This is a genomic window from Streptomyces africanus, assembly GCF_030816955.1.
Classification (GTDB): Bacteria; Actinomycetota; Actinomycetes; order Streptomycetales; family Streptomycetaceae; genus Streptomyces; species Streptomyces africanus.
Window position 1 is genome coordinate 7,952,162 of the sequence record NZ_JAUSYP010000001.1, and the last position, 25,478, is coordinate 7,977,639.

The 25,478-nt window shown below is 71.8% G+C and carries 2 protein-coding genes (1 of these 2 cut by a window edge); both read left to right on the plus strand.

Annotated elements, in window-relative coordinates:
* The first annotated feature begins 8 nt into the window (after positions 1-8).
* Positions 9-20,825 carry a non-ribosomal peptide synthase/polyketide synthase gene (locus QF034_RS36365; RefSeq protein WP_307178909.1) on the plus strand — a complete coding sequence of 6,939 codons (20,817 nt, stop codon included), beginning with the start codon at positions 9-11 and terminating at the stop codon, positions 20,823-20,825.
* Positions 20,825-25,478, plus strand: partial view of a non-ribosomal peptide synthetase gene (locus QF034_RS36370; RefSeq protein WP_307178910.1) — the 5' portion only. 21,542 nt of this gene lie beyond the right edge of the window; only the first 4,654 of its 26,196 coding nucleotides appear in the window; its start codon is at positions 20,825-20,827; the stop codon falls past the right edge of the window. Before QF034_RS36365 ends, QF034_RS36370 begins: the two co-directional genes overlap by 1 nt.

Here is a 25,478-nt window from a genome sequence, read left to right on the forward strand (position 1 = left end):
GGGTTCACATGATTCCCGCGTCGTTCGCTCAGCGGCGGTTGTGGCTGCAATGGCGGATCGAGGGGCCCAGCGCCACCTACAACAGCCCCACCATCCTGCGGCTGACGGGAGAACTGGACCGGCGGGCACTGGAGGCCGCGCTGCGTGACGTCGTCACCCGGCACGAAGCCCTGCGCACCGTCTTCCCCGAGGTGGACGGCGAACCCCACCAGCGGATCGTGCCCGTCGCCGAACTGGACTGGGAACTGCCCGTGGTCGAGGTGACCGGGGGCGAAGCCCGTACGCCGCACCAACGGCTGTACACGATGGACGAACTGTGCTGGGACGAACCGGTCCTGGCCCTGCCGACAGCCGAGGCGACCGGCGACCTGCCGACGGGCCGGATCGACGCCGGAGACCTGCCCGGCGCGGTCGCGCGCGTGGCGGCCCACACCTTCGACCTGTCCACGGAGATCCCCGTACGGGCATGGCTGTTCGCCGTGGCTCCCGACGAGCACGTACTGGTGACAGTCGTCCACCACATCGCGACCGACGGCTGGTCGGCCGGCCCGTTCACCCGCGACCTGGCGACCGCGTACACCGCCCGCAGCCAGGGCCGGGCCCCGGACTGGGCCCCGCTGCCGGTGCAGTACACCGACTACACCCTGTGGCAGCGTGAACTCCTCGGCAGCCAGGCCGACGAGGGCAGCGTCCTCTCCCGCCAGATCGCCTACTGGCGTGACGCCCTGGCGGGAGCCCCGGAGGAGCTGGCCCTGCCGACCGACCGGCCCCGCCCGGTGACACCCTCCCACCGCGGGCACGCGGTCGCGATCGGCCTGCCCGCCCGCACCCACGCCCTGCTGGCCGCGGTGGCCCGCCGCCACCGCGCCACCCCGTCCATGGTGTTCCAGGCCGGGCTCGCCGTGACGCTGTCGCGGCTCGGCTCCGGTCACGACATCCCCATCGGGACGCCGACCGCGGGGCGGTCCGACGAGGCTCTCGACGACCTGATCGGATTCTTCGTCAACACCTTGGTGGTCCGGGCCGACCTCGCCGGAGACCCGACGTTCGCCGAGGTGATCGACCGGGTGCGCACCACGGCCGTGCGCGCCTTCGGCCACCAGGACGTGCCGTTCGAGCGCCTGGTGGAGGAACTCGCCCCCGCCCGATCCCTGGCGCGTCACCCCCTGTTCCAGGTCGTCCTCGCCCCGCTCGACGACGGGGCCCCGATCGACCTCCACGACCTGCGGGGTGACACGCTCTCGATCGGCCGTGCCACGGCCAAGTTCGACCTGGAGGTGTCGCTGGGCGAGGCCTTCGACGACGGCGCCCCGGCGGGCTTACGGGGCGTGGTCACGGGGGCGGCGGACCTGTTCGACGCGGGCACGGTCGAACGGATCGCGGGCTGCCTGGTGCGGGTGCTGACGGCGATGGCCGACGACCCCGAGATGCGCATCGGCTCGGCCGATGTCCTGGGCCCGGACGAGTTTTCCCGGCTGGTGGAGCAATTCAACGACACGGCGGTGCCGGTGCGCGGCATGTCGCTGCCGGAGGCGTTCGCGGAACGGCTGGCGGCGGATCCGCAGGCGCCGGCCGTGGTGTGCGGCGATGCCGGGATGTCGTACGCCGAGTTGGACGCGCGCTCGGACCGGCTGGCATGGGCTCTGGTGGCCTCGGGGGTCGGGCAGGAGTCGGCTGTCGCGGTGCTGATGGAGCGGTCGGCGGAGCTGGTGGTGGCGTTGCTGGCCGTGCTGAAGGCCGGTGGTGTGTATCTGCCGTTGGATGTGACGTGGCCGGTGGCGCGGATGCGTGCGGTGGTCGAGGACGCGGGCGCCGGACTGGTCCTGGTGAGCGAGGTGTCGGCCGGGCAGGACCTCGGGATCGCGGAAGTGTCCGTGGCTGCCGTTTCGGACGAGGGGCTGCTTCCGGTGGTGGAGGACTCGGCGGCCGCGTATGTGATGTACACGTCGGGTTCGACGGGTGTGCCCAAGGGTGTGGTGGCCACGCACCGGGATGTGGTGGCGCTGGCCCGGGACCGGTCCTGGGGGGCGACACCGCGGGTGCTGTTCCACGCCCCGCACGCCTTCGACGCGTCGTCCTATGAACTGTGGGTGCCGTTGCTGTCGGGTGGCACGGTCGTGGTGGCGCCGGACGAGGCGGTGGACGCGGCGGTCCTGCGTCGCCTGATCGCTGATCAGGGTCTGTCGCATGTGCATGTGACGGCGGGTCTGCTGCGGGTGCTGGCGGATCAGGATCCGGGCTGTTTTGCCGGTGTGGGTGAGGTGTTGACGGGCGGGGATGTGGTGCCGGCCGGGTCGGTGCGGCGGGTGCTGGAGGCCAACCCGGGTGTGGTGGTGCGGCAGTTGTACGGGCCGACCGAGGTGACCTTGTGTGCGACGCAGCATCGGGTCGTGGATCCGGACGGGATCGACGGGGTACTGCCGATCGGGCGGCCGTTGGACAACACCCGCGTCTACGTCTTGGACGACAGGCTGAGTCCGGTGCCGGTGGGTGTGGCCGGGGAGCTGTATGTAGCCGGGGCCGGTGTCGCGCGGGGTTATCTGAATCACCCGCAGCAGACGGGTGAGCGGTTCGTGGCCTGCCCGTTCGGTGGCTTCGGTGAACGCATGTACCGCACTGGGGACTTGGTGCGTTGGGATGCCGAGGGCCGGTTGGTGTTCGCCGGGCGGGCGGATGAGCAGGTGAAGATCCGTGGTTTCCGGGTGGAGCCGGGTGAGGTCGAGGCTGTCCTCGCCGCGCATCCGGCGGTGGCTCAGGCTGCGGTGGTGGTCCGTGAGGACGTGCCGGGGGAGAAGCGGCTGGTCGGCTATCTGGTGTCTGCCGGGGCGGGGGCGCCGGTTGCGGATGCGGTGCGGGAGTACGTCGGGGAGCGGTTGCCGTCGTACATGGTGCCGGCGGTGTTCGTGGAGTTGGACGCTCTGCCGTTGACGGTGAACGGGAAGGTGGACCGGGCGGCGCTGCCCGCGCCCCAGCGCGTCGCGGGTATGGGCAGGGCGCCCGCGAGCGTCCGTGAGGAGCTGCTGTGTCGGGGGTTCGCTGAGGTCTTGGGGCTGCCCACGGTCGGGGTGGATGACGATTTCTTCGCTTTGGGTGGTCATTCGTTGCTGGCGGTGTCGCTGGTGGAGTGGTTGCGGCAGCGTGGGGTGTCGGTGTCGGTGCGGGCGTTGTTCGTGACGCCGACGCCGGCTGCTCTTGCGGCGGTGGCGGGGCCGGGGTTGGTGGAGGTGCCGGCGAATCTGATTCCGGAGGGTGCTTCGGTTTTGGGTCCGGAGATGTTGCCGCTGGTGGAGTTGTCGCAGGCGGAGGTCGCGCGGGTGGTGGCGGCGGTGCCGGGTGGTGCGGCCAACGTGCAGGACGTGTATCCGCTGGCTCCGTTGCAGGAGGGCATCTTCTTCCACCACCTCATGGCCGACGGGGAGGGCACGGACGTCTATGCCATGCCCTTCGTTCTGCGGATGGACTCGCGGGCCCGGCTCGACTCCTTCCTCTCGGCGTTGCAGCAGGTGGTTGACCGGCATGACGTGTATCGCACGGCGATCGTGTGGGAGGGGCTGCCGGAGCCGGTCCAGGTGGTGTGGCGGCGGGCGGAGCTGCCGGTCACCGAGGTGGAGCTCGGCGCCGGTGAGGGGGACGCGGTCGGGCGGCTGCTGGCGGCGGCCGGCGGGCGTATGGAGCTGGATCGCGCGCCGTTGCTGACGGTGCACATCGCGGCCGAGCCGGGCGGCGAGGGCTGGCTGGCGCTCGTCCGGATGCATCACCTGGTCCAGGACCACACCGCCTTGGAAGTGGTTCTGGACGAGGTGAGAACGTTGCTGGCCGGACGGACGGAGGCGTTGCCGCCGCCGGTGCCCTTCCGTGACTTCGTGGCGCAGGCCAGGCTGGGCGTGTCCGAAGAGGCGCACCGCGAGTACTTCTCCGGGCTCCTCGGCGATGTCACGGACACCACCGCCCCCTACGGACTGCTCGACGTGCACGGTGACGGCTTGGGCGTCGCCCAGGGCCGGCTGGCCGTGGAGGGTGATGTGGCCGCCCGTGTGCACCAGGTGGCGCGGGCGCTCGCGGTGAGTCCCGCGACCGTGTTCCACGTGGCGTGGGGGCGAGTACTGGCGGCGCTGTCCGGGCGTGACGACGTCGTGTTCGGCACCGTGCTGCTGGGGCGGGCGAGCGTCGGAGCGCATCGCGTTCCGGGGCTCTTCATGAACACCCTCCCGGTCAGGGTCGAGGTGGCCGACCGGACCGTGGATCAGGCCCTGGCGGACATGCGCGGCCGGCTCGCCGAGCTCCTGGTCCACGAGCACGCGCCGCTGGCTCTGGCGCAGGCGGCCAGTGGCCTGCCGGGCGGTAGCCCGCTCTTCACCTCGATCTTCAACTACCGGCACCTGCAGGCGGACGTCGAGCAGTCGGGCACCGGAATCGAGGGCGTCGACGCCGTCCTGACGAGGGACCCGACGAACTATCCCCTGGACGTGTCCGTCAACCAGAGCGCCTCCGGCTTCGAGATCGTCGTGGAGGCGACGGCACCGGTCGACCCGACGGGAGTGTGCCGGCTTCTGCACACCTCGGTGGCCAACCTGGCCAGGGCGTTGGAGGACACCCCGGACGGCCGGCTCGCGGCGGTGGACATCGTCGATCCCGAGCACACCGAGTTGCTGCGGCACGTCAACGACACCGCCGCGCCCGCACCGGACGGTCTCGTGCCCGCGCTGTTCACCGCGCAGGCGGCGCGGCTGCCCGAGGCGGTGGCGCTGGTGGGGCCCGGCGTCGAGCTGAGCTACGGCGAGGTCGAGGCCCGGTCGAACCGGTGGGCCAGACAGCTGATCGCCGAGGGCGTGGGGCCGGAGTCGGTGGTCGCGCTGGTGCTGGAACGTTCACCGGATCTGCTGGTGGCGATCCTCACGGTGCTGAAGGCCGGTGGCGCGTATCTGCCGATCGATCCGGACCAGCCGGCCGAGCGGGTGGCGTTCATGATCGAGGACGCCGCACCGGTTCTCGTGCTCGACGAAGCCGCGCTGCGGGTGGAGGCGGAGGGGTATGCCGATGCGGCGGTGTCCGACGCCGATCGGCTCGCTCCGCTGCTGCCGGGGCATCCCGCCTATGTGATCTACACGTCCGGTTCGACCGGGCGGCCGAAGGGTGTCGTCGTCTCGCACGAGGGTTTCGCGAACCTCTCGGTGAGCCACGGCCGGTTCGGTGTGGGGCCGGGGAGCCGGGTGGCGCAGTTCGCGTCCGTGGGTTTCGACATGTTCTGCGAGGAGTGGCTGCTGGCGCTGTTGTCGGGGGCGGCTCTGGTGACCGTCCCGGCCGAGCGGCGGCTCGGTGCCGAGTTCGCGGAGTTTCTGTCGGAGTCCGGGGTGACCCATGCGACGCTGCCTCCCGCTGTGGTGGCCACGATCCCGCAGGGCGCTCTCGACGACGACTTCGTGCTGGACGTGGGCGGCGAGGCGCTGCCGGCCGAGGTGGTCGCCCGGTGGGCGGCCGGGCGGAAGATGTTCAACAGCTACGGGCCGACGGAGACGACGGTGAACGCGGCCGTCTGGGAGTGCCGGCCCGATCTGGAAGCGGGGGCGGCCGTGCCGATCGGCCGCCCGATCGCCAACACCCGGGTCCATGTGCTCGACGACGCGCTCCAGCCTGTTCCGGCGGGCGTACTGGGCGAGTTGTACGTGACGGGTACGGGCCTGGCGCGCGGCTACCTGGGACGCGCGGGCCTGACCGCCGAACGGTTCGTGGCCTGTCCCTTCGAACCGGGGCAGCGGATGTACCGCACCGGCGACCGGGTGCGGTGGAACACCGACGGGGAGCTGGTGTTCGCCGGGCGTGCGGACGAGCAGGTGAAGCTCCGCGGGTTCCGGATCGAGCCGGGCGAGATCGAGGCCGCGCTGGCGGCCCACCCCTGGGTGGAGCAGGCCGCGGTCGTCGTGCGGGAGGACAACCCCGGCGACCTGCGGCTGGTCGGTTACGTCATCCCCGCCGGGGACGCGGACGCCGACGAACTGCCCTCGCTGGTACGCGATCTCGCGGCCCGGCAGCTGCCGTCCCACATGGTCCCGTCGGCCGTGGTGGTGCTGGACGCGTTCCCGCTGACACCGAACGCCAAGCTGGACCGCAAGGCGCTCCCCGCGCCGGCCTACTCGGCGGCCGCCGGGACGCGCCGTGCCCCGGCCGGCCTGCGCGAGGAGACCATCTGCGCGGCCTTCGCGGAGGTCCTCGGGCTGGAGCGGGTCGGGGTCGACGACGACTTCTTCGCCCTGGGCGGGCACTCGCTGCTCGTCGTCTCGCTGGTGGAGCGACTGCGACAGCGCGGGGTGCCGGTGTCGGTGCGGGCGCTGTTCATGACGCCGACGCCCGCCGGGCTGGCGGCTGCCGCGGGGCCGGATGTCGTGACGGTGCCGCCCAACGGGATCCCGCCGGGCGCGCAGGAGATCACCCCGGAGATGCTGCCGCTGGTCCGGCTCACCGAAGCCGAGATCGAACGACTGGTGGCCGCGGTGCCCGGGGGCGCGCCCAACATCCAGGACGTGTATCCGCTGGCGCCCCTCCAGGAGGGCATCTTCTTCCACCACCTGATCGCGGACCGGGACGGCACGGACGTCTACGTGACGCCGTCGACGCTGCGGTTCGACTCGCGCAGCCGCCTGGACGCATTCCTCGTCGCGCTGCGGCAGGTCGTGGACCGCAACGACGTGTACCGCACGGCGATCGTGTGGGAGGGGCTGCCCGAGCCGGTACAAGTGGTGGTACGCCACGCGCAGCTGACGGTCACCGAGGATTCGGCGGAACGGCTGCTCGCGGCGGCCGGCGGATGGATGGACATCGGCCGGGCACCGCTGATGGACGTGCGCGTGGCGGCCGAGCCGGGCACCGGGGGATGGCTGGCGCTCGTGCGCATCCACCACCTGGTGCAGGACCACACGGCATCGGACGTGCTGCTCGACGAGGTGCGGGCGTTCATGGCCGGGCAGGCCGACCGGCTGCCGCCACCGGTACCGTTCCGTGAGTTCGTGGCCCGGGCACGGCTGGGGATGCCCCGGGAGGAACACGAGCGGTACTTCGCCGAGCTTCTCGGAGACGTCACCGAGGCCACGGCCCCGTACGGCCTGATGGACGTTCTCGGCGACGGCGGTGCGGCCCGGTCGGGCCGGCTGCCCGTGGACGCTGCCCTGGCCCGGCGCGTGTGGGACGTGGCGCGTTCGCTGGGCGTCAGCCCGGCGACGGTGTTCCACCTGGCGTGGGCGCGCGTGCTCGGGGCGGTGTCCGGTCGCAGCGATGTCGTCTTCGGCACGGTGATGTTCGGACGGATGAACGCCGGTGAGGCGGCCGACCGGGTGACGGGGCTGTTCATCAACACCCTCCCGGTGCGCGTGCATCTGGCCGGACAGGGGGTCGTGGAGGCGCTGACCGGACTGCGCGGCCGGCTCGCGGAGCTGCTCGTGCACGAGCACGCGTCGCTGGCCCTCGCCCAGGCGGCGAGCGGACTGTCCGGTGGCGGACCCCTGTTCACCTCCCTCTTCAACTACCGGCACATCGAGGGCACCCCTGCCGGCGGGGCGAAGCTCGACGGCGTGGAGGTCCTCTCGGTTCAGGACCACACCAACTACCCGCTCACGGTCTCGGTGGACCAGAGCGCGACCGGCTTCGAACTGGTCGTGGAGGCTGTGGCGCAGGTCGACCCGACGGAGGTGTGCCGACTGCTGCACACCTGTCTGGCGAACCTGGTCACGGCCCTGGCGCAATCCCCGGACATGCCCCTCGGTGCGATCGACGTCCTCGACGCGGAGTACGCCGACCTGCTGTGCCGAAGCGACGACACGGCGCGTGCGGTGCCTGAGGCGCTGGTGCCGGATCTGTTCGCGGTGCAGGCGGCGCGGGCGCCGGAGGCGGTGGCGCTGGTTGGTGTCGAGGGGCAGCTGAGTTACGGGGAGGTGGAGGAGCGGGCGAATCGGCTTGCGCGGAAGTTGATCGCGCGGGGGGTGGGTCCGGAGTCGGTGGTGGCTTTGGTGCTGGAGCGTTCGCCGGAGTTGGTGGTGGCGGTGCTGGCGGTGCTGAAGGCGGGGGGCGCGTACTTGCCGATCGATCCGGGGCAGCCGGCGGAGCGCATCCGGTTCGTGATCGAGGACGCGGCGCCCGTGCTGGTGCTGGACGCGCCGGAGTTCCTCGTGGAGACGGACGGGTTCGAGGCGGGTCCGGTGTCGGACGCTGATCGTCTGGCTCCGTTGCTGCCGTCCCATCCGGCGTATGTGATCTACACGTCGGGATCGACCGGCCGCCCGAAGGGCGTGCTGGTGCCGCACCGCAACGTCGTGGCGTTGTTCGCCGCTGCGCGGGAGGTGGTCGACTTCGGTGCGGATGACGTGTGGAGCTGGTTCCATTCGCTGGCCTTCGACTTCTCCGTGTGGGAGTTGTGGGGGGCGCTGCTGCACGGCGGGCGGGTCGTGGTGGTGCCGTTCGAGGTGTCGCGGTCGCCGGCGGAGTTCCTGGAGCTGGTCGAGCGTGAACGGGTGACGGTGCTGAGCCAGACGCCGTCGGCGTTCTACCAGTTGTTGGGCGCGCTGCCGGAGGGCGGGGGCGGGCTCGGTGCCGTGCGCGCGGTGGTCTTCGGCGGGGAGGCGCTGGAGCCCGCGCGGCTCTCGGGCTGGTGGGAGCGGTACGGCGGTTCCGGGCCGCGGTTGGTGAACATGTACGGGATCACCGAGACCACGGTGCATGTCACGCACCATGGTCTCGGGCCGGACGACGGCGCGCACGGCAGCGTGATCGGCCGCGGTCTTCCGGGGCTGTCGGTGTACGTGCTGGACGAGTGCCTGCGGCCGGTTCCGGCCGGCGTGGCGGGCGAACTGTACGTGGCCGGGACCCAGTTGGCGCGTGGCTACGCCGGGCGTGCGGCGCTGACCGGTGAACGGTTCGTGGCATGTCCGTTCGGTGTGGGCGGGCAGCGGATGTACCGGACGGGTGACCGGGCCCGCTGGGACTCCGAAGGCCGGCTGGTGTTCGAAGGCCGCGCGGACGACCAGGTGAAGATCCGCGGGTTCCGGATCGAACCGGGCGAGGTCGAGGCCGTACTCGCGGCGCACCCGGCCGTCGCCCAGGCAGCGGTCGTCGCCCGTGACGGCGCACCGGGCGGCATGCGGCTCATCGGCTACGTCGTGCCCGCCGACGGCTGCGACACTGTCACGGACGAGGTGCGCGCACACGCCGCCGAGCGGCTGCCGTCGTACATGGTGCCGGCGGCGTTCGTGGAGCTCGACGCCCTCCCGCTGACGGTCAACGGCAAGCTGGACCGCAGGGCGTTGCCGGAGCCGGACCACGCCGGTGCCGGCACCGGACGCACTCCGGTCACCGCCCGGGAAGAGCTGCTGTGTGCGGCGTTCGCCGACGTGCTCGGCCTGGACCGGGTCGGGGTCGATGACGATTTCTTCGCCCTGGGCGGGCACTCCCTGCTGGCGGTGTCGCTGGTGGAGTGGCTGCGGCGCCGCGGTGTCACGGTGTCCGTGCGGGCCCTGTTCGCGTCCGCGACCCCTGCCCGCCTGGCCGCGGTGGCAGGACCCGATCAGGTCGAGGTGCCGCCCGGCCGGATTCCCGGCGACGCCACCGAGATCACGCCGGACATGCTCCCCCTGGTCGAGTTGACGGACGAGGAACTGGCCGGCCTCGTGACGGCCGTTCCGGGTGGCGCGCCCAACATCCAGGACGTCTATCCGCTGGCCCCGCTACAGGAGGGCATCTTCTTCCACCACCTGCTGGCCGACCGGGACGGCACGGACGTCTACGCGACACCGATGGTCCTCACCGTCGAATCCAGGGAACGACTCGACGCGTTCCTCGAGGCGCTGCGGCAGATGGTGGAGCGCAACGACATCTACCGCACCGCGATCATGTGGGAAGGGCTGCGCGAGCCGGTCCAGGTGGTCGTACGCCATGCGGAACTGCCGGTCGAGGAGATCGCCCTCGACCCCGACGGGCCCGAGGCCGCCGACCAGCTCCTCTCGGCGGGCGAGTCCGCCGTCGACCTGACGCGCGCGCCGTTGCTGCGGGTCCGGGTGACGGCGCTCCCGGACGGCGGATGGCTGGTGCTGCTGCGCATCCATCACCTGATTCAGGACCACACCACCTTCGACGTGGTGCTCGACGAACTCCGGGCGTTCATGAACGGGCAGGGGGACCGGCTGCCCGCGCCCGTGCCGTTCCGCGAGTTCGTGGCCCGGGCGCGGGCCGGGGTGTCGCAGCAGGAGCACGAGCGGTATTTCACCGACCTGCTGGGCGACGTCACCGAGACCACGGCCCCGTACGGCCTGATGGACGTGTACGGAGACGGCACGGACGCCGCACAGGTCAGGCTGCCGATCGACGACACCCTGACCGGACGGATCCGGACCCTGGCGCGCTCGCTCGGCGTGAGCCCCGCGACGCTGTTCCACGTGGCATGGGGGCGGGTGCTCGGCACCCTGTCGGGCCGCGACGACGTCGTGTTCGGCACGATCCTGTTCGGGCGGATGAACGCGGGTGCCGGTGCCGACCGCGCCCCGGGCCTCTTCATCAACACTCTTCCGGTGCGGCTGCGTCTGGCGGGCAAGAGCGTGGCCGACGTCCTCACGGACATGCGCGGCCAGCTCGCCCGCCTGATGGTCCACGAGCACGCCCCGCTCGCCCTGGCGCAGCAGGCCAGTGCGGTGCCCGGAGCCGGTCCGCTGTTCACCTCCCTGTTCAACTACCGGCACAACCTGCCGACCGAACGGCATCCCGGCGCCGGCCTCGACGGCGTGAGCCTCGTGATGCACCGGGACTACTCCAACTACCCGGTGGTCGTGTCCGTCGACGACGACGGCACAGGTTTCGAGGTGGAGGTGGAGGCCGTCGCTCCGGTCGATCCCGCAGGGGCGGGCAGGCTCCTGCTCACGTGCCTCGAGGGCCTGGCGACCGCCCTGGAACAGGCCCCGGAAACGCCCCTGACGACGGTCGACGTGCTCGGCCCGGCCGAGCGCACACGGATCCTGACGGACTGGAACGACACGGCGGCGCTCACGCCGGGTGTCTCGGCGCCCCAGGCCTTCGCCGAACGCGTCGCAGCCGATCCAATCGCGGTGGCCGTGGTCGCCGGCGGCGTGGAGCTCACCTACCAGGACCTGGACGCGCGCTCGGACCGGCTGGCGCGGGCTCTGGTGGCCTCGGGGGTCGGGCAGGAGTCGGCTGTCGCGGTGCTGATGGAGCGGTCGGCGGAGCTGGTGGTGGCGTTGCTGGCCGTGCTGAAGGCCGGCGGTACGTATCTGCCGTTGGATGTGACGTGGCCGGTGGCGCGGATGCGTGCGGTGGTCGAGGACGCGGGCGCCGGACTGGTCCTGGTGAGCGAGGCGGCGGCCGGGCAGGACCTCGGGATCGCGGAAGTGTCCGTGGCTGCCGGCTCGGACGAGGGGCTGCTTCCGGTGGTGGAGGACTCGGCGGCCGCGTATGTGATGTACACGTCGGGTTCGACGGGTGTGCCCAAGGGTGTGGTGGCCACGCACCGGGATGTGGTGGCGCTGGCCCGGGACCGGTCCTGGGGTGCGACGCCGCGGGTGTTGTTCCACGCCCCGCACGCCTTCGACGCGTCGTCCTATGAACTGTGGGTGCCGCTGCTGTCGGGCGGCACGGTGGTCGTCGCACCGAACGACCGCATCGATGCGACAGCGGTACGACGGTTGGTCGCCGGTCACGGCTTGTCGCATGTGCATGTGACGGCGGGTCTGCTGCGGGTGCTGGCGGATCAGGATCCGGGCTGTTTTGCCGGTGTGGGTGAGGTGTTGACGGGCGGGGATGTGGTGCCGGCCGGGTCGGTGCGGCGGGTGCTGGAGGCCAACCCGGGCGTGGTGGTGCGGCAGTTGTACGGGCCGACCGAGGTGACCTTGTGTGCGACGCAGCACGAGGTGGGTGACGCGGGTGGTCTCAATGGCGTGGTGCCGATCGGGCGGCCGTTGGACAACACGCGCGTCTACGTCCTGGACGACAGGCTGAGTCCGGTGCCGGTGGGTGTGGCCGGGGAACTGTATGTGGCCGGGGCCGGTGTCGCGCGGGGTTATCTGAATCGCCCGCAGCAGACGGCGGAGCGGTTCGTGGCCTGCCCGTTCGGTGACGGTGGGCAGCGGATGTACCGCACCGGCGACCTGGTCCGGTGGGCCGGGGACGGTCGGTTGGTGTTCGCCGGGCGGGCGGATGAGCAGGTGAAGATCCGTGGGTTCCGGGTGGAGCCGGGTGAGGTCGAAGCTGTCCTCGCCGCGCACCCGGCGGTGGCTCAGGCTGGCGTGGTGGTCCGTGAGGACATCCCGGGGGACAAGCGGCTCATTGCCTATCTGGTGCCTGCCGGGGCGGGGGCACCGGTTGCGGACGCGGTGCGGGAGTACGTCGGGGAGCGGTTGCCGTCGTACATGGTGCCGGCGGTGTTCGTGGAACTGGACGCCCTGCCGCTGACGGTCAACGGGAAGGTGGACCGGGCGGCGCTGCCCGCGCCCCAGCGCGTCGCGGGTACGGGCAGGGCACCCGCGAACGTCCGGGAAGAGCTGCTGTGCCAGGTGTTCGCGGAGACCCTGGGACTGCCCACGGTCGGAGTGGACGACGACTTCTTCCAGCTCGGCGGGCACTCGCTGCTGGCCATGCGGCTGGTCAGCCGGGTCCGCAGGGCGCTGGGTGTGGAAATGCCGCTGCGGGCGTTGTTCGAGGCCCGGACACCGGCGGGGCTGGCGGCGTGGTCGGCCGAGGCCGAGCCCGGCCGGACGGCGCTGGTGGCGCGCGAGCGGCCCGAGCGCGTGCCGCTGTCGTTCGCCCAGCGGCGCTTGTGGTTCCTGGGCCAACTGGACGGACCGAGCCCCACGTACAACATTCCGCTGGCGCTGCGTCTGACCGGGACGCTGCATCGAGAGGCCTTCACCGCGGCACTGCGCGACGTGATCGAGCGCCACGAGGTGCTCCGCACCGTATTCGGGACGGCCGCGGGAGAACCGTTCCAGCGGGTGCTGTCGCCGGAGGAGGCGGCGTTCGCCCCGGACATCGTCGAGGTGTCGGACGACGACCTGCCCGACCGGGTGGCGCAGGCTGCCCGGTACGCGTTCGATCTCGCCGTCGAGCTCCCGGTGCGGGCGTCGCTGTTCGTACTGGCGCCGGACGACCACGTGCTGGTGCTGGTCGTGCACCACATCGCGGGTGACGGCTGGTCGATGGAACCGCTGGCCCGCGACGTGTCGGCGGCGTACGCGGCACGGCTGGCGGGCGAGGCCCCGGTGTGGGAGCCGCTGCCGGTGCAGTACGCCGACTACGCGCTGTGGCAACGAGAGCTGCTCGGGGACGAGGAGGACCCGGAGAGCCTGCTGTCGCGCCAGGTCGCGCACTGGCGTGACGCCCTGGCGGGAGCACCCGAGGAACTGGAGCTGCCGGCCGACCGGCCTCGCCCCGCGGAGACCTCACGCGTCGGACGGCTCGCCGAGGTCGCGATCCCCGCCGAGCTGCACCGGCGGCTGCGGGAGGTGGCGCGGGCCGAGGGCGTGACGGTGTTCATGGTCCTCCAGGCCGCGCTGACGGTGACGCTGTCCCGCCTCGGAGCGGGCACGGACATCCCGATCGGCGTGGCGGTGGCGGGCCGTACCGACCGGGCGTTGGAGGACCTGGTCGGGTTCTTCGTGAACACCCTCGTCATGCGCACGGACCTCTCCGGCGACCCGAGCCTCACCGAGGTGCTGGGGCGGGTCCGCGAGACGTCGCTGGCTGCCCTGGCCCATCAGGACGTGCCGTTCGAGCGCCTGGTGGAAGAACTGGCTCCGGCCCGGTCCCTCGCACGTCATCCGCTGTTCCAGGTGATGATGACCCTTCAGAACACCCACGGGGTCGCGGGCGGCCCGGCTGTGGCCCTGCCCGGGGTGCGCACCACCGCACTGGCCACCGACGTCACCGCCCTCAAGTTCGACCTCGACCTGAATCTCGGCGAGACCTTCGACGAGGCCGGCGCCCCGGCCGGGATCAACGGCCTGCTCATCGCCTCGGCCGACCTGTTCGACCAGGAGACCGCGGAACGGCTGGCGGAACGACTGGTACGGGTGCTGCGGACGTTGGGCGCGGCTCCCGCCACCCGGATCACCGACGTCGATGTGCTCGGTGGGGAAGAGCGCCGGCGGTTGCTGACGGAGTGGAACGACACGTCGGTGGCCGTACCCGACGTCTCGGTGCCCGAGGCGTTCGCCCGCCGGACGGCGGTCGATCCCGATGCGCTCGCGGTGCGCTCCGGTGACGTCCGGCTCGCCTACGGCGAACTGGACGCGCGCGCCGACGAGCTGGCACGACGCCTGGTGGCCGCCGGAGTGGGCCCGGAGTCGGCCGTCGCCGTGGTCATGGAGCGGTCGGCGGAGCTGGTGGTGGCGTTGCTGGCCGTGCTGAAGGCCGGTGGTACGTATCTGCCGCTGGACATGACGTGGCCGGTGGCGCGGATGCGTGCGGTGGTCGAGGACGCCGGCGCGCGGTGGGTCGTCACCCATCGGGCGACGACCGGGCACGAGTTCGTCCGTACGACGGAACTGGACGTGGTGCCGGCCGACGACACCGCGGAGGCGGTCGCCGAGGTGGTCCTGCCCAGGGTGGAGCCGGGCTCGTCCGCGTATGTGATGTACACGTCGGGTTCGACGGGTGTGCCCAAGGGTGTGGTGGCCACGCACCGGGACGTGGTCGCACTGGCTCGGGACCGGTCCTGGGGGGCGACACCGCGGGTGCTGTTCCACGCCCCGCACGCGTTCGATGCGTCGTCGTATGAACTGTGGGTGCCGTTGCTGTCGGGTGGCACGGTCGTGGTGGCGCCGGACGAGGCGGTGGACGGAGAGGTCCTGCGTCGCCTGATCGCTGATCAGGGTCTGTCGCACGTGCATGTGACGGCGGGTCTGCTGCGGGTGCTGGCCGATCAGGACCCGGGCTGTTTCGCCGGTGTGGGTGAGGTGCTGACGGGCGGGGACGTGGTGCCGGCCGGGTCGGTGCGGCGGGTGCTGGAGGCCAACCCGGGTGTGGCGGTGCGGCAGTTGTACGGGCCGACCGAGGTGACCTTGTGTGCGACGCAGCATCGGGTCGTGGATCCGGACGGGATCGACGGGGTACTGCCGATCGGGCGGCCGTTGGACAACACGCGCGTCTACGTCTTGGACGACAGGCTGAGTCCGGTGCCGGTGGGTGTGGCCGGGGAGCTGTATGTGGCCGGGGCCGGTGTCGCGCGGGGTTATCTGAATCGCCCGCAGCAGACGGCGGAGCGGTTCGTGGCCTGCCCGTTCGGTGACGGTGGGCAGCGGATGTACCGCACCGGCGACCTGGTCCGGTGGGCCGGGGACGGTCGGCTGGTGTTCGCCGGGCGGGCGGATGAGCAGGTGAAGATCCGTGGGTTCCGGGTGGAGCCGGGTGAGGTCGAGGCTGTCCTCGCCGCGCATCCGGCGGTGGCTCAGGCTGCGGTGGTGGTCCGTGAGGACGTGCCGGGGGACAAGCGGCTGGTCGGCTATCTGGTGCCTGCTGAGGCGGGGGCACCGGTTGCGGATGCGGTGCGGGAGTACGTCGGGGAGCGGTTGCCGTCGTACATGGTGCCGGCGGTGTTCGTGGAGTTGGACGCTCTGCCGTTGACGGTCAACGGGAAGGTGGACCGGGCGGCGTTGCCCGCGCCCCAGCGTGTCGGGGGTGCGGGTCGGGCGCCTGCGAATGTCCGTGAGGAGCTGCTGTGTCGGGGGTTCGCTGAGGTCTTGGGGCTGCCCACGGTCGGGGTGGATGACGATTTCTTCGCTTTGGGTGGTCATTCGTTGCTGGCGGTGTCGCTGGTGGAGTGGTTGCGGCAGCGTGGGGTGTCGGTGTCGGTGCGGGCGTTGTTCGTGACGCCGACGCCGGCTGCTCTTGCGGCGGTGGCGGGGCCGGGGTTGGTGGAGGTGCCGGCGAATCTGATTCCGGAGGGTGCTTCGGTTTTGGGTCCGGAGATGTTGCCGCTGGTGGAGTTGTCGCAGGCGGAGGTCGCGCGGGTGGTGGCGGCGGTGCCGGGTGGTGCGGCCAACGTGCAGGACGTGTATCCGCTGGCTCCGTTGCAGGAGGGCATCTTCTTCCACCACCTCATGGCCGACGGGGAGGGCACGGACGTCTATGCCATGCCCTTCGCCCTGCGCTTCGGGGCGCGAGAGCGTCTGGACTCGTTCCTGGCCGCCTTGCAGCAGGTGGTGGACCGGCATGACGTGTACCGCACGGCGATCGTGTGGGAGGGGCTGCCGGAGCCGGTCCAGGTGGTGTGGCGGCGGGCGGAGCTGCCGGTCACCGAGGTGGAGCTCGGCGCCGGTGAGGGGGACGCGGTCGGGCGGCTGCTGGCGGCGGCCGGCGGGCGTATGGAGCTGGATCGCGCGCCGTTGCTGACGGTGCACACCGCGGCCGAGCCGGGCGGCGAGGGCTGGCTGGCGCTCGTCCGGATGCATCACCTGGTCCAGGACCACACCGCGCTCGACATGGTCCTCGACGAGGTCAAGGCGTTGCTGGCCGGAGAGGCCGACCGGCTCCCGGCGCCGGTGCCGTTCCGCGACTTCGTCGCGCAGGCCAGGCTGGGCGTGTCCGAAGAAGCCCACCGCGAGTACTTCTCCGGGCTCCTCGGGGATGTCACGGACACCACCGCCCCCTACGGACTCCATGACGTCCGCGGCGACGGCACGGACCTCACGCAGGCCAGACGGAAGGTGGACGACGAACTGACAGAGCGCGTCCAGGCCCTGGCACGCTCGCGGGGGGTCAGTCCCGCCACGGTCTTCCACCTGGCGTGGGCCCGGATGCTGGCAGCGGTGTCGGGCCGCGACGACCTCGTGTTCGGGACCGTGCTGCTGGGTCGGGCCACCGTCGGAGCCGACCGGGTTCCGGGACTGTTCATGAACACCCTGCCGGTCAGGGTCAAGCTGGCCGGGCAGCCGGTGGGGCGGGCGCTGACGGACCTGCGCGACCAGCTCGCCGAACTGCTGGCGCACGAGCACGCGCCGCTGACACTGGCTCAGGCGGCCAGCGGCCTGCCCGCCGGGGCACCCCTGTTCACCGCGCTGTTCAACTACCGGCACGGCAGGCCGCCCGCCCACGAGCAGGACGGCGTGCTCGCGGACGTCACGACCCTCTTCACACAGGAGCGCAACAACTACCCGCTGGGCGTCTCGATCGACGACGACGGCGAGACGTACGGCGTCACCGTGGACGCAGCCCGTCCCGTGGACGCCGACCGGGTCGCCGCACTGCTGGAGACGACCCTCGCCCACCTCACCACCGCCTTGGAGCACACTCCCGACCTCCCCCTGCTGTCGGTGGACGTTCCCGGCGCCGCGGAACGGATCCACGAGGACGAGGCCCCCGCCCCGGCCGGCGGGCGGGCCGTGCTCGTACCGCAGGCGGACGGGGCACGGCCGGGTACCGGCCGCGCCCCCGCCACCGCCCACGAGGAACTGCTCTGCCAAGCCTTCGCCCACGTGCTGGGCCGGGAACGGGTCGGTCCCGACGACGACTTCTTCACGCTCGGCGGGAACTCCCTGCTGGCGACCCGGCTGGTCAGCCGCATGCGGTCGGCACTCGGGATGGAGGTGTCGATACGGGCGCTGTTCGAATCGCTGACACCGGGCCGCCTGGCCGAGCGACTGCGCCCGGTCGCACCCGGCCGTACGGCCCTCATCGCACAGGAACGCCCCGAGCGGCCGCCCCTGTCCTTCGCGCAGCGCCGGTTGTGGTTCATCGGACAGCTGGAGGGCTCCAGCGCCAGCTACAGCAACACCACCGCCCTGCGGCTGCGCGGAACCCTGGACGTGGAAGCGCTGAGCGCCGCGCTGCGGGACGTGATCGGCCGCCACGAGGTGCTGCGGACGGTGCTCCCGGCCGAGGACGGCGAGCCCTACCAGCGGATCCTGCGCACCGAGGAGATCGACTTCGAGCTGACCGCCGTAGAGGTCGACGCCGGGGACGTCGCGGCCGAGATCGGCCGTGTGGCGGGACACCCCTTCGACCTCGCCACGGAGATCCCCATCCGGGCCTGGCTGCTCACCCTGGCGCCGGACGAGCACGTCCTCGTGCTGGCCGTGCATCACATCGCGACCGACGGCTGGTCGATCGCGCCACTGGCACAGGACCTGTCGGCCGCGTACGCGGCGCGCCTGGAGGGCCGGGCACCGGACTGGACGCCCCTGTCGGTGCAGTACGCCGACTACGCCCTGTGGCAGCGGGACATCCTGGGCGACGCGGGCGACCCGGACAGTGTCCGGGCCCGGCAGCTGGCGTTCTGGCGAGACACCCTCGCAGGGGTCCCCGACGAGATGGCGCTGCCCACGGACCGGCCCCGTCCCGCGGTGCCGACGCGCCGGGGGGACGAGATCCGCGTGGAACTCCCCGCGGACCTGCACCGGCGCATCACGGAACTGGCCGCCACCGAGCAGGTCACCGTGTTCATGGTGCTCCAGACGGGCCTCGCGGCGCTGCTGAGCAGGCTGGGAGCGGGGCACGACATCCCGATCGGCACCGCCTTGGCCGGCCGCACCGACGACGCGCTCGACGATCTGATCGGCTTCTTCGTCAACATGCTCGTGCTGCGCACCGACGTGTCCGGCGACCCGAGCTTCACCGAGCTGCTGCGACGGGTGCGCGACACCGACCTGGCGGCGTACGCGCACCAGGACCTGCCCTTCGACCACGTGGTGGAGGAGCTCGTCCCCGAGCGCTCCCTGGCACGGCAACCGCTGTTCCAGGTGGCGCTGGATGTGCAGAACGTCCCGGAAGCCGGGCTGCGACTGCCCGGCCTGGAGGTGAGCGGCGAACCGCTCGCCCACGGTGTCGCCAGGTACGACCTCGCGCTGAGCCTGTCGGAGCGCCGCGACGGGCAGGGCGGCCCGGACGGGATGTACGGCACCCTCACGACGGCGGCCGACATGTTCGACCGGGCGACGGCCGAGCGGATCGCGGGCCACCTGGTCCGGCTGCTCACGGTGGTCACCGCCGACGCGGAAGTGCCCCTGAGCGCGGTGGAGTTGCTCTCCCCGGACGAGTACCGACGGATCGTGACCGAATGGAACGACACGGCGCGTGCGGTGCCTGAGGCGCTGGTGCCGGATCTGTTCGCGGTGCAGGCGGCGCGGGCGCCGGAGGCGGTGGCGCTGGTTGGTGTCGAGGGGCAGCTGAGTTACGGGGAGGTGGAGGAGCGGGCGAATCGGCTTGCGCGGAAGTTGATCGCGCGGGGGGTGGGTCCGGAGTCGGTGGTGGCTTTGGTGCTGGAGCGTTCGCCGGAGTTGGTGGTGGCGGTGCTGGCGGTGCTGAAGGCGGGGGGCGCGTATCTGCCGATCGATCCGGGGCAGCCGGCGGAGCGCATCCGGTTCGTGATCGAGGACGCGGCGCCCGTGCTGGTGCTGGACGCGCCGGAGTTCCTCGCGGAGACGGACGGGTTCGAGGCGGGTCCGGTGGCGGACGCTGATCGTCTGGCTCCGTTGCTGCCGTCCCATCCGGCGTATGTGATCTACACGTCGGGATCGACCGGCCGCCCGAAGGGCGTGGTCGTCACGCATGAGAGCTGCGTCAACCTGTCGTCGAGCCATGACTGGTACGGCGTGCGGGCCGGGAGCAGGGTGGCCCAGTTCGCGTCCGTCGGCTTCGACATGTTCTGCGAGGAGTGGCTGCTCGCACTGCTGCGGGGCGCGGCGCTGGTGACCGTACCGGCGGATCGTCGGCTGGGAGCCGACCTGGGGCGGTTCCTGGTCGATCGAGGAGTGACGCACGCGGCGCTGCCGCCCGCGGTCGCGGCGACGATCCCCGACGGGCTTCTGGACCCGGCGTTCGTGCTCGACGTCGGCGGCGAGGCCTGCCCGCCCGAGCTGGTCGAACGCTGGACCGCGGACGGCCGCACCATGTTCAACACCTACGGGCCCACCGAGACGACCGTGGACGCCACAGTGTGGCGGTGCAGCCCAGGCCTGGAGGCAGGGGCGGCGGTACCGATCGGCCGGCCCGTCATCAACACCCGGGCGTACGTGCTGGACGCCGCGCTCCGGCCCGTGCCGACGGGGGTGGTGGGCGAGCTGTACCTCGCGGGCACGGGCCTGGCACGCGGCTACCTGAATCGTCCCGGGCTGACGGCCCAGCGCTTCGTGGCATGCCCGTTCGGGCCGGGACAGCGGATGTACCGCACCGGCGACCGCGTGAAGTGGAACGCCGACGGGCAGCTGGTCTTCGCGGGCCGTGCGGACGACCAGGTGAAGATCCGCGGCTTCCGGATCGAACCGGGCGAGGTCGAGGCCGTACTCGCGGCGCACCCGGCCGTCGCCCAGGCCGCGGTGATCGTACGGGAGGACTCGCCCGGCGAACTGCGGATCGTCGGCTACGTCGTCCCCGGCGAAGACACGGACGCCGAGGAACTGCCCCGGGCCGTACGCGAGTTCGCGGCGGAGCGGCTGCCGTCGTACATGGTGCCGGTGGCCGTGGTGGTGCTGGACACCGTGCCGCTGACGGTCAACGGCAAGGTGGACCGAAAGGCGCTGCCCGCACCCGACTACGGCAAGGCCGGCACCGGACGTCCGCCCGCCACCCCGCAGGAGGAACTGGTCTGCCGGGCGTTCGCCGACGTCCTCGACCTGCCCGGAGTCGGGGCCGACGACGACTTCTTCGCGCTCGGCGGGCACTCCCTGCTGGCCACCAGACTGCTCAGCCGGGTGCGGACGGTGACGGGCCTCGACGTGCCCGTCCGGGTCCTGTTCGCGAACCCCACACCCGCCGGTGTCGCCGAGTGGCTGACGGCGCAGACCGGCTCACGGAAGAAGACCAGGCCGACGCTGCGGCCGATGCGTAGGCAGAAGAAGGAGTTCTGATGATTCCGTTGTCGTTCGCGCAGCGTCGCCTGTGGTTCCTGTGGCAGCTGGAGGGCCCCGCCGACACGTTCAACATTCCGCTGGCCCTGCGGCTGACCGGGCCGCTGGACGGCGACGCGCTCGCCGCCGCCCTGCGGGACGTCATCGAGCGCCACGAGGTGCTGCGCACCGTCCTCCCGGCCGCGGACGGCGAGCCGTACCAGCGGATCCTGCCGACCGACGAGGCGGGCTTCGAGCTGCGGGTCGCCCGGGTGTCGCCGGAGGCTGTGGCGGACGAGGTGCGGCGCGCGAGCGAGTACGCCTTCGACCTGGCCGGTGAAATCCCGTTACGGGCCCAGCTGTTCACGGTGAACCCGGACGAGCACGTGCTGGTCCTGGTGGTGCACCACATCGCGGCCGACGGCTGGTCGATGGGACCCCTGCTGCGCGACCTCTCCACCGCCTACACCGCGCGGCTGGCGGGCCAGGAGCCGCGGTGGGAGCCGCTGCCGGTGCAGTACGCGGACTACGCCCTGTGGCAGCGCGAAGTCCTCGGTACCCAGGACGACCCGGACAGCATCCTGTCCGAGCAGGTGACGTACTGGCGGGACACCCTCGCCGGCGCGCCGGAGGAACTCGCACTGCCCACCGACCGGCCGCGCCCGGCACAGATCACGTCCCACGGTCACACCGCCGAGCTGGAGATCTCCGCTGACGCCCACCGACGGCTGCTCGAGGTGGCCGGGGAGCACGGGGCGACCCTGCTCATGGTGGCGCACTCCGCACTGGCCGTGCTGCTGTCCCGGATGGGGGCGGGCGAAGACCTCCCCATCGGCACCCTGGTCGCGGGACGGACCGACGAAGGACTCAACGACCTCGTCGGCTTCTTCGTCAACAACCTGGTGATCCGCGCCGACCTGTCGGGTGCCCCGACCTTCACCGACGTGCTTCGGCGGGTACGTGAGGCTTCCCTGGACGCCTACGAGCACCAGGACGTGCCGTTCGAGAAACTGGTCGAGGAACTGGCCCCGACCCGGTCGCTGTCCAGGCACCCCCTCTTCCAGGTGATGGCGGCCGTCGAGACCGAGGACCCGATGTCCTCCGGGCGGCGCGGCGGGCCCGCCCTGGAACTGCCCGGTCTGCGGGTCGAGATGATCGCCGGCGAAGAGCAGGCGCGCGACCTCGACCTCGACCTGGTGCTGCGCGAGACGCTCGACGACGACGGGCGGCCCGCGGGCCTGCGGGGCGCCCTCATCGGCTCCGCCGACCTGTTCGACGCCGGAACGGTCCAGCGGATCGCGGACATGATGGCGCGCGTCCTGGAGAGGACCGCCGCCGACCCGTCGGCCCCCGTCGCCTCGCTGGACGTGCTCGGCCCGGACGAGTACCGGCGGATCGTCCAGGAATGGAATGCCACTGCGGGGCCGGTGCCCGCTGGTCTGTTGCCGGATGTGTTTGCGGCGCAGGTGGGGCGGTCGCCGGGTGCGGTGGCGTTGGTGGGTGAGGGTGTGGAGTGGTCGTATGCGCAGGTGGAGGAGCGGGCGAATCGGCTTGCGCGGAAGTTGATCGCGCGGGGGGTGGGTCCGGAGTCGGTGGTGGCTTTGGTGCTGGAGCGGTCGCCGGAGTTGGTGGTGGCGGTGCTGGCGGTGCTGAAGGCGGGGGGTGCGTATCTGCCGATCGATCCGGGGCAGCCGGCGGAGCGCATCCGGTTCGTGATCGAGGATGCGGCGCCGGTGCTGGTGCTGGACGGGCCGGAGTTCTTCGCGGAGACGGGCGGGTTTGATGCGGGTGCGGTGTCGGACGCTGATCGTCTGGCTCCGTTGCTGCCGTCCCATCCGGCGTATGTGATCTACACGTCGGGGTCGACGGGGCGTCCGAAGGGCGTGGTGATTCCGCATGAGGCGTGTGTGAGTTATGTGGTCAGTCATGACCGGTATGGGGTGGGTGGGGGCAGTCGGGTGGCGCAGTTCGCGTCGGTGGGTTTTGACGCGTTCTGTGAGGAGTGGTGGCTGGCGTTGCTGCGGGGGGCGGCGTTGGTGACGGTGCCGTCGGATCGGCGGTTGGGTGATGAGTTGGTGCGGTTCCTGGTGGATGGGGGGGTGACGCATGCGACGTTGCCGCCGGCGGTGGCGGCGTTGATGGCGGAGGGTGTGCTGGATCCGGGGTTTGTGCTGGATGTGGGTGGTGAGGTGTGTCCGCCTGGTCTGGTGGAGCGGTGGGTGGCTGCCGGGCGGACGCTGTTCAACAGTTATGGGCCCAGTGAGGCGACGGTGAATGTCACGGTGTGGCGTGCCGGGGCTGTGGGTGTGGGGTGGGGGGTGCCGATCGGGCGTCCGGTGGCTCATGCGCGGGTGTTTGTGCTGGATGGCGGGTTGCGGCCGGTTCCGGTGGGTGTGGTCGGTGAGTTGTATGTGGCGGGTCCTCAGCTGGGGCGTGGGTATCTGGGTCGTGCGGGGCTGACGGCGGAGCGGTTTGTGGCGTGCCCCTTCGTGCCGGGTGAGCGGATGTATCGGACCGGGGACCGGGTGCGGTGGTCGGCCGGGGGTGAGTTGGTGTTCGCGGGGCGTGCGGATGATCAGGTGAAGATCCGTGGGTTCCGGATCGAGCCGGGTGAGGTGGAGTCGGTCCTGGCGGGGCATCCGGCTGTGGCCCAGGCCGCGGTGGTGGTACGGGAGGACGTCCCCGGCGACAAACGACTGACCGGATATCTCGTGCCCCGGCAGCCCGGCACGGCCATCAGCGCCGCTGTCCGCGACCATGCGGCGGAACGGCTTCCGGGCTACATGGTGCCCTCGGCGATCGTGGAGCTGGACGCGCTCCCGATGACGGCGAACGGCAAACTGGACCGCGAGGCACTGCCGGTTCCCGAGTACAAGGGCGAGCGTGCGGGGCGTGCGCCGGCGAACGCGCAGGAAGAGCTGGTCTGCCAGGCGTTCGCGGAGGTTCTCGGTCTGGATCACTCCACGGTCGGGGTGGAGGACGATTTCTTCGCCCTCGGTGGGCACTCGCTGCTCGCGGTGTCCCTGGTGGAGTGGCTGCGACAGCGCGGGGTGTCGGTGTCCGTGCGGGCGCTGTTCGTGTCGGCGACCCCGGCCGCACTGGCGGCCGCGGCCGGACCGGAACAGGTGGAGGTGCCGCCGAATCTCATCCCGGCGGACGCGCGTGAGATCACACCGGAGATGCTGACCCTGGTCGACCTGACCGAGCAGGAGATCTCCCGGGTGGCGGCGGCGGTGCCCGGCGGCGCGGCCAACATCGCGGACATCTACCCGCTCGCCCCCTTGCAGGAAGGTCTCCTCTTCCATCACCTGATGGCGGACCGGGACGGCACGGACGTCTACATCACGCCCGCGGTCATCGAGTTCGACTCGCGCGGCCGCCTCGACGACTTCTTCGCCGCGCTGCGGTGGATGGTGGACCGGCACGACATCTATCGCACCGCGGTCGTCTCCGAAGGGCTTCGGGAACCGGTGCAGGTCGTGGTCCGCCGGGCCGAACTGCCGGTCGAGGAAATCGTCCTCGACGCCGACGGGCCGGATCCGGTCGAGCAGATGCTGGCCGCGGCCGGCGGCCGGATGGAGCTGGACCAGGTCCCGCTGATGTCCGCGCACATCGCCGCCGACCCGAGCGGCGACCGGTGGCTGGCCCTGCTCCGAATCCACCACCTGTTGCAGGACCACACCACCCAGGACGTGCTCTTCGACGACCTGTGGGCCTTCCTTTCCGGACGGGTCGACGCGTTGCCTGCGCCGATCCCCTTCCGGGACTTCGTGGCACAGGCGCGGCTCGGGACGCCGCAGGAGGAACACGAGCGGCACTTCGCCGGGCTGCTCGGGGACGTCACCGAGACCACCGCTCCGTACGGCCTGGTCGATGTGCACGGTGACGGCACGGGATCGGAACAGGCCCGCCTGCGGGTCGACGACGCCCTGGCCGAGCGCATACGCGCGGTGGCGAGGTCGATCGGCGCGAGCCCGGCGACGCTGTTCCACCTGGCCTGGGCGCGCGTCCTGGGCGCCGTCTCCGGACGTGACGACGTCGTGTTCGGCACCGTCCTGTTCGGGCGGATGAACGCCGGCGACGGCGCGGACCGGGTACCGGGCCTGTTCATCAACACGCTCCCGGTCCGACTGCGGCTCGACCGGCAGGGGGTGGGGGAGGCACTGACCGGCCTGCGGCACCAGCTCGCCGACCTGCTCGTGCACGAGCACGCACCGCTCACCCTGGCCCAGGCGGCCAGTGGCCTGCCCGGCGGCAGCCCGCTGTTCACCTCGATCCTGAACTACCGGCACAACGCGGCCGAGCCGAACGCGACGCGTCCCGCGCTGGACGGGATGCAGGTCCTGTCCGCCCGCGACCTCACCAACTACCCGCTCTCCGTGGCGGTCGACGCCGACGCGGCAGGCTACTCGATCACCGTGGACGCCGTGGCGCCGGCCGATCCGGCACAGGTGGGCGCGTTGCTGACCACGTGCCTGGACTCCCTCACGTCCGCCCTCCAGGAGGAACCGGCCACCCCGCTCCTCGCCGTCGACGTGCTGGACGGGACCGAGCTGTCCGCGCTGGTGGACGGGTGGAACGACACCACGGTCGCCGTGCCGGACCTGTCGCTTCCGGAGGCCTTCACGGCCCGTGCGGCGGCCGATCCGGACGCGGTCGCGCTGGTGTGCGGCG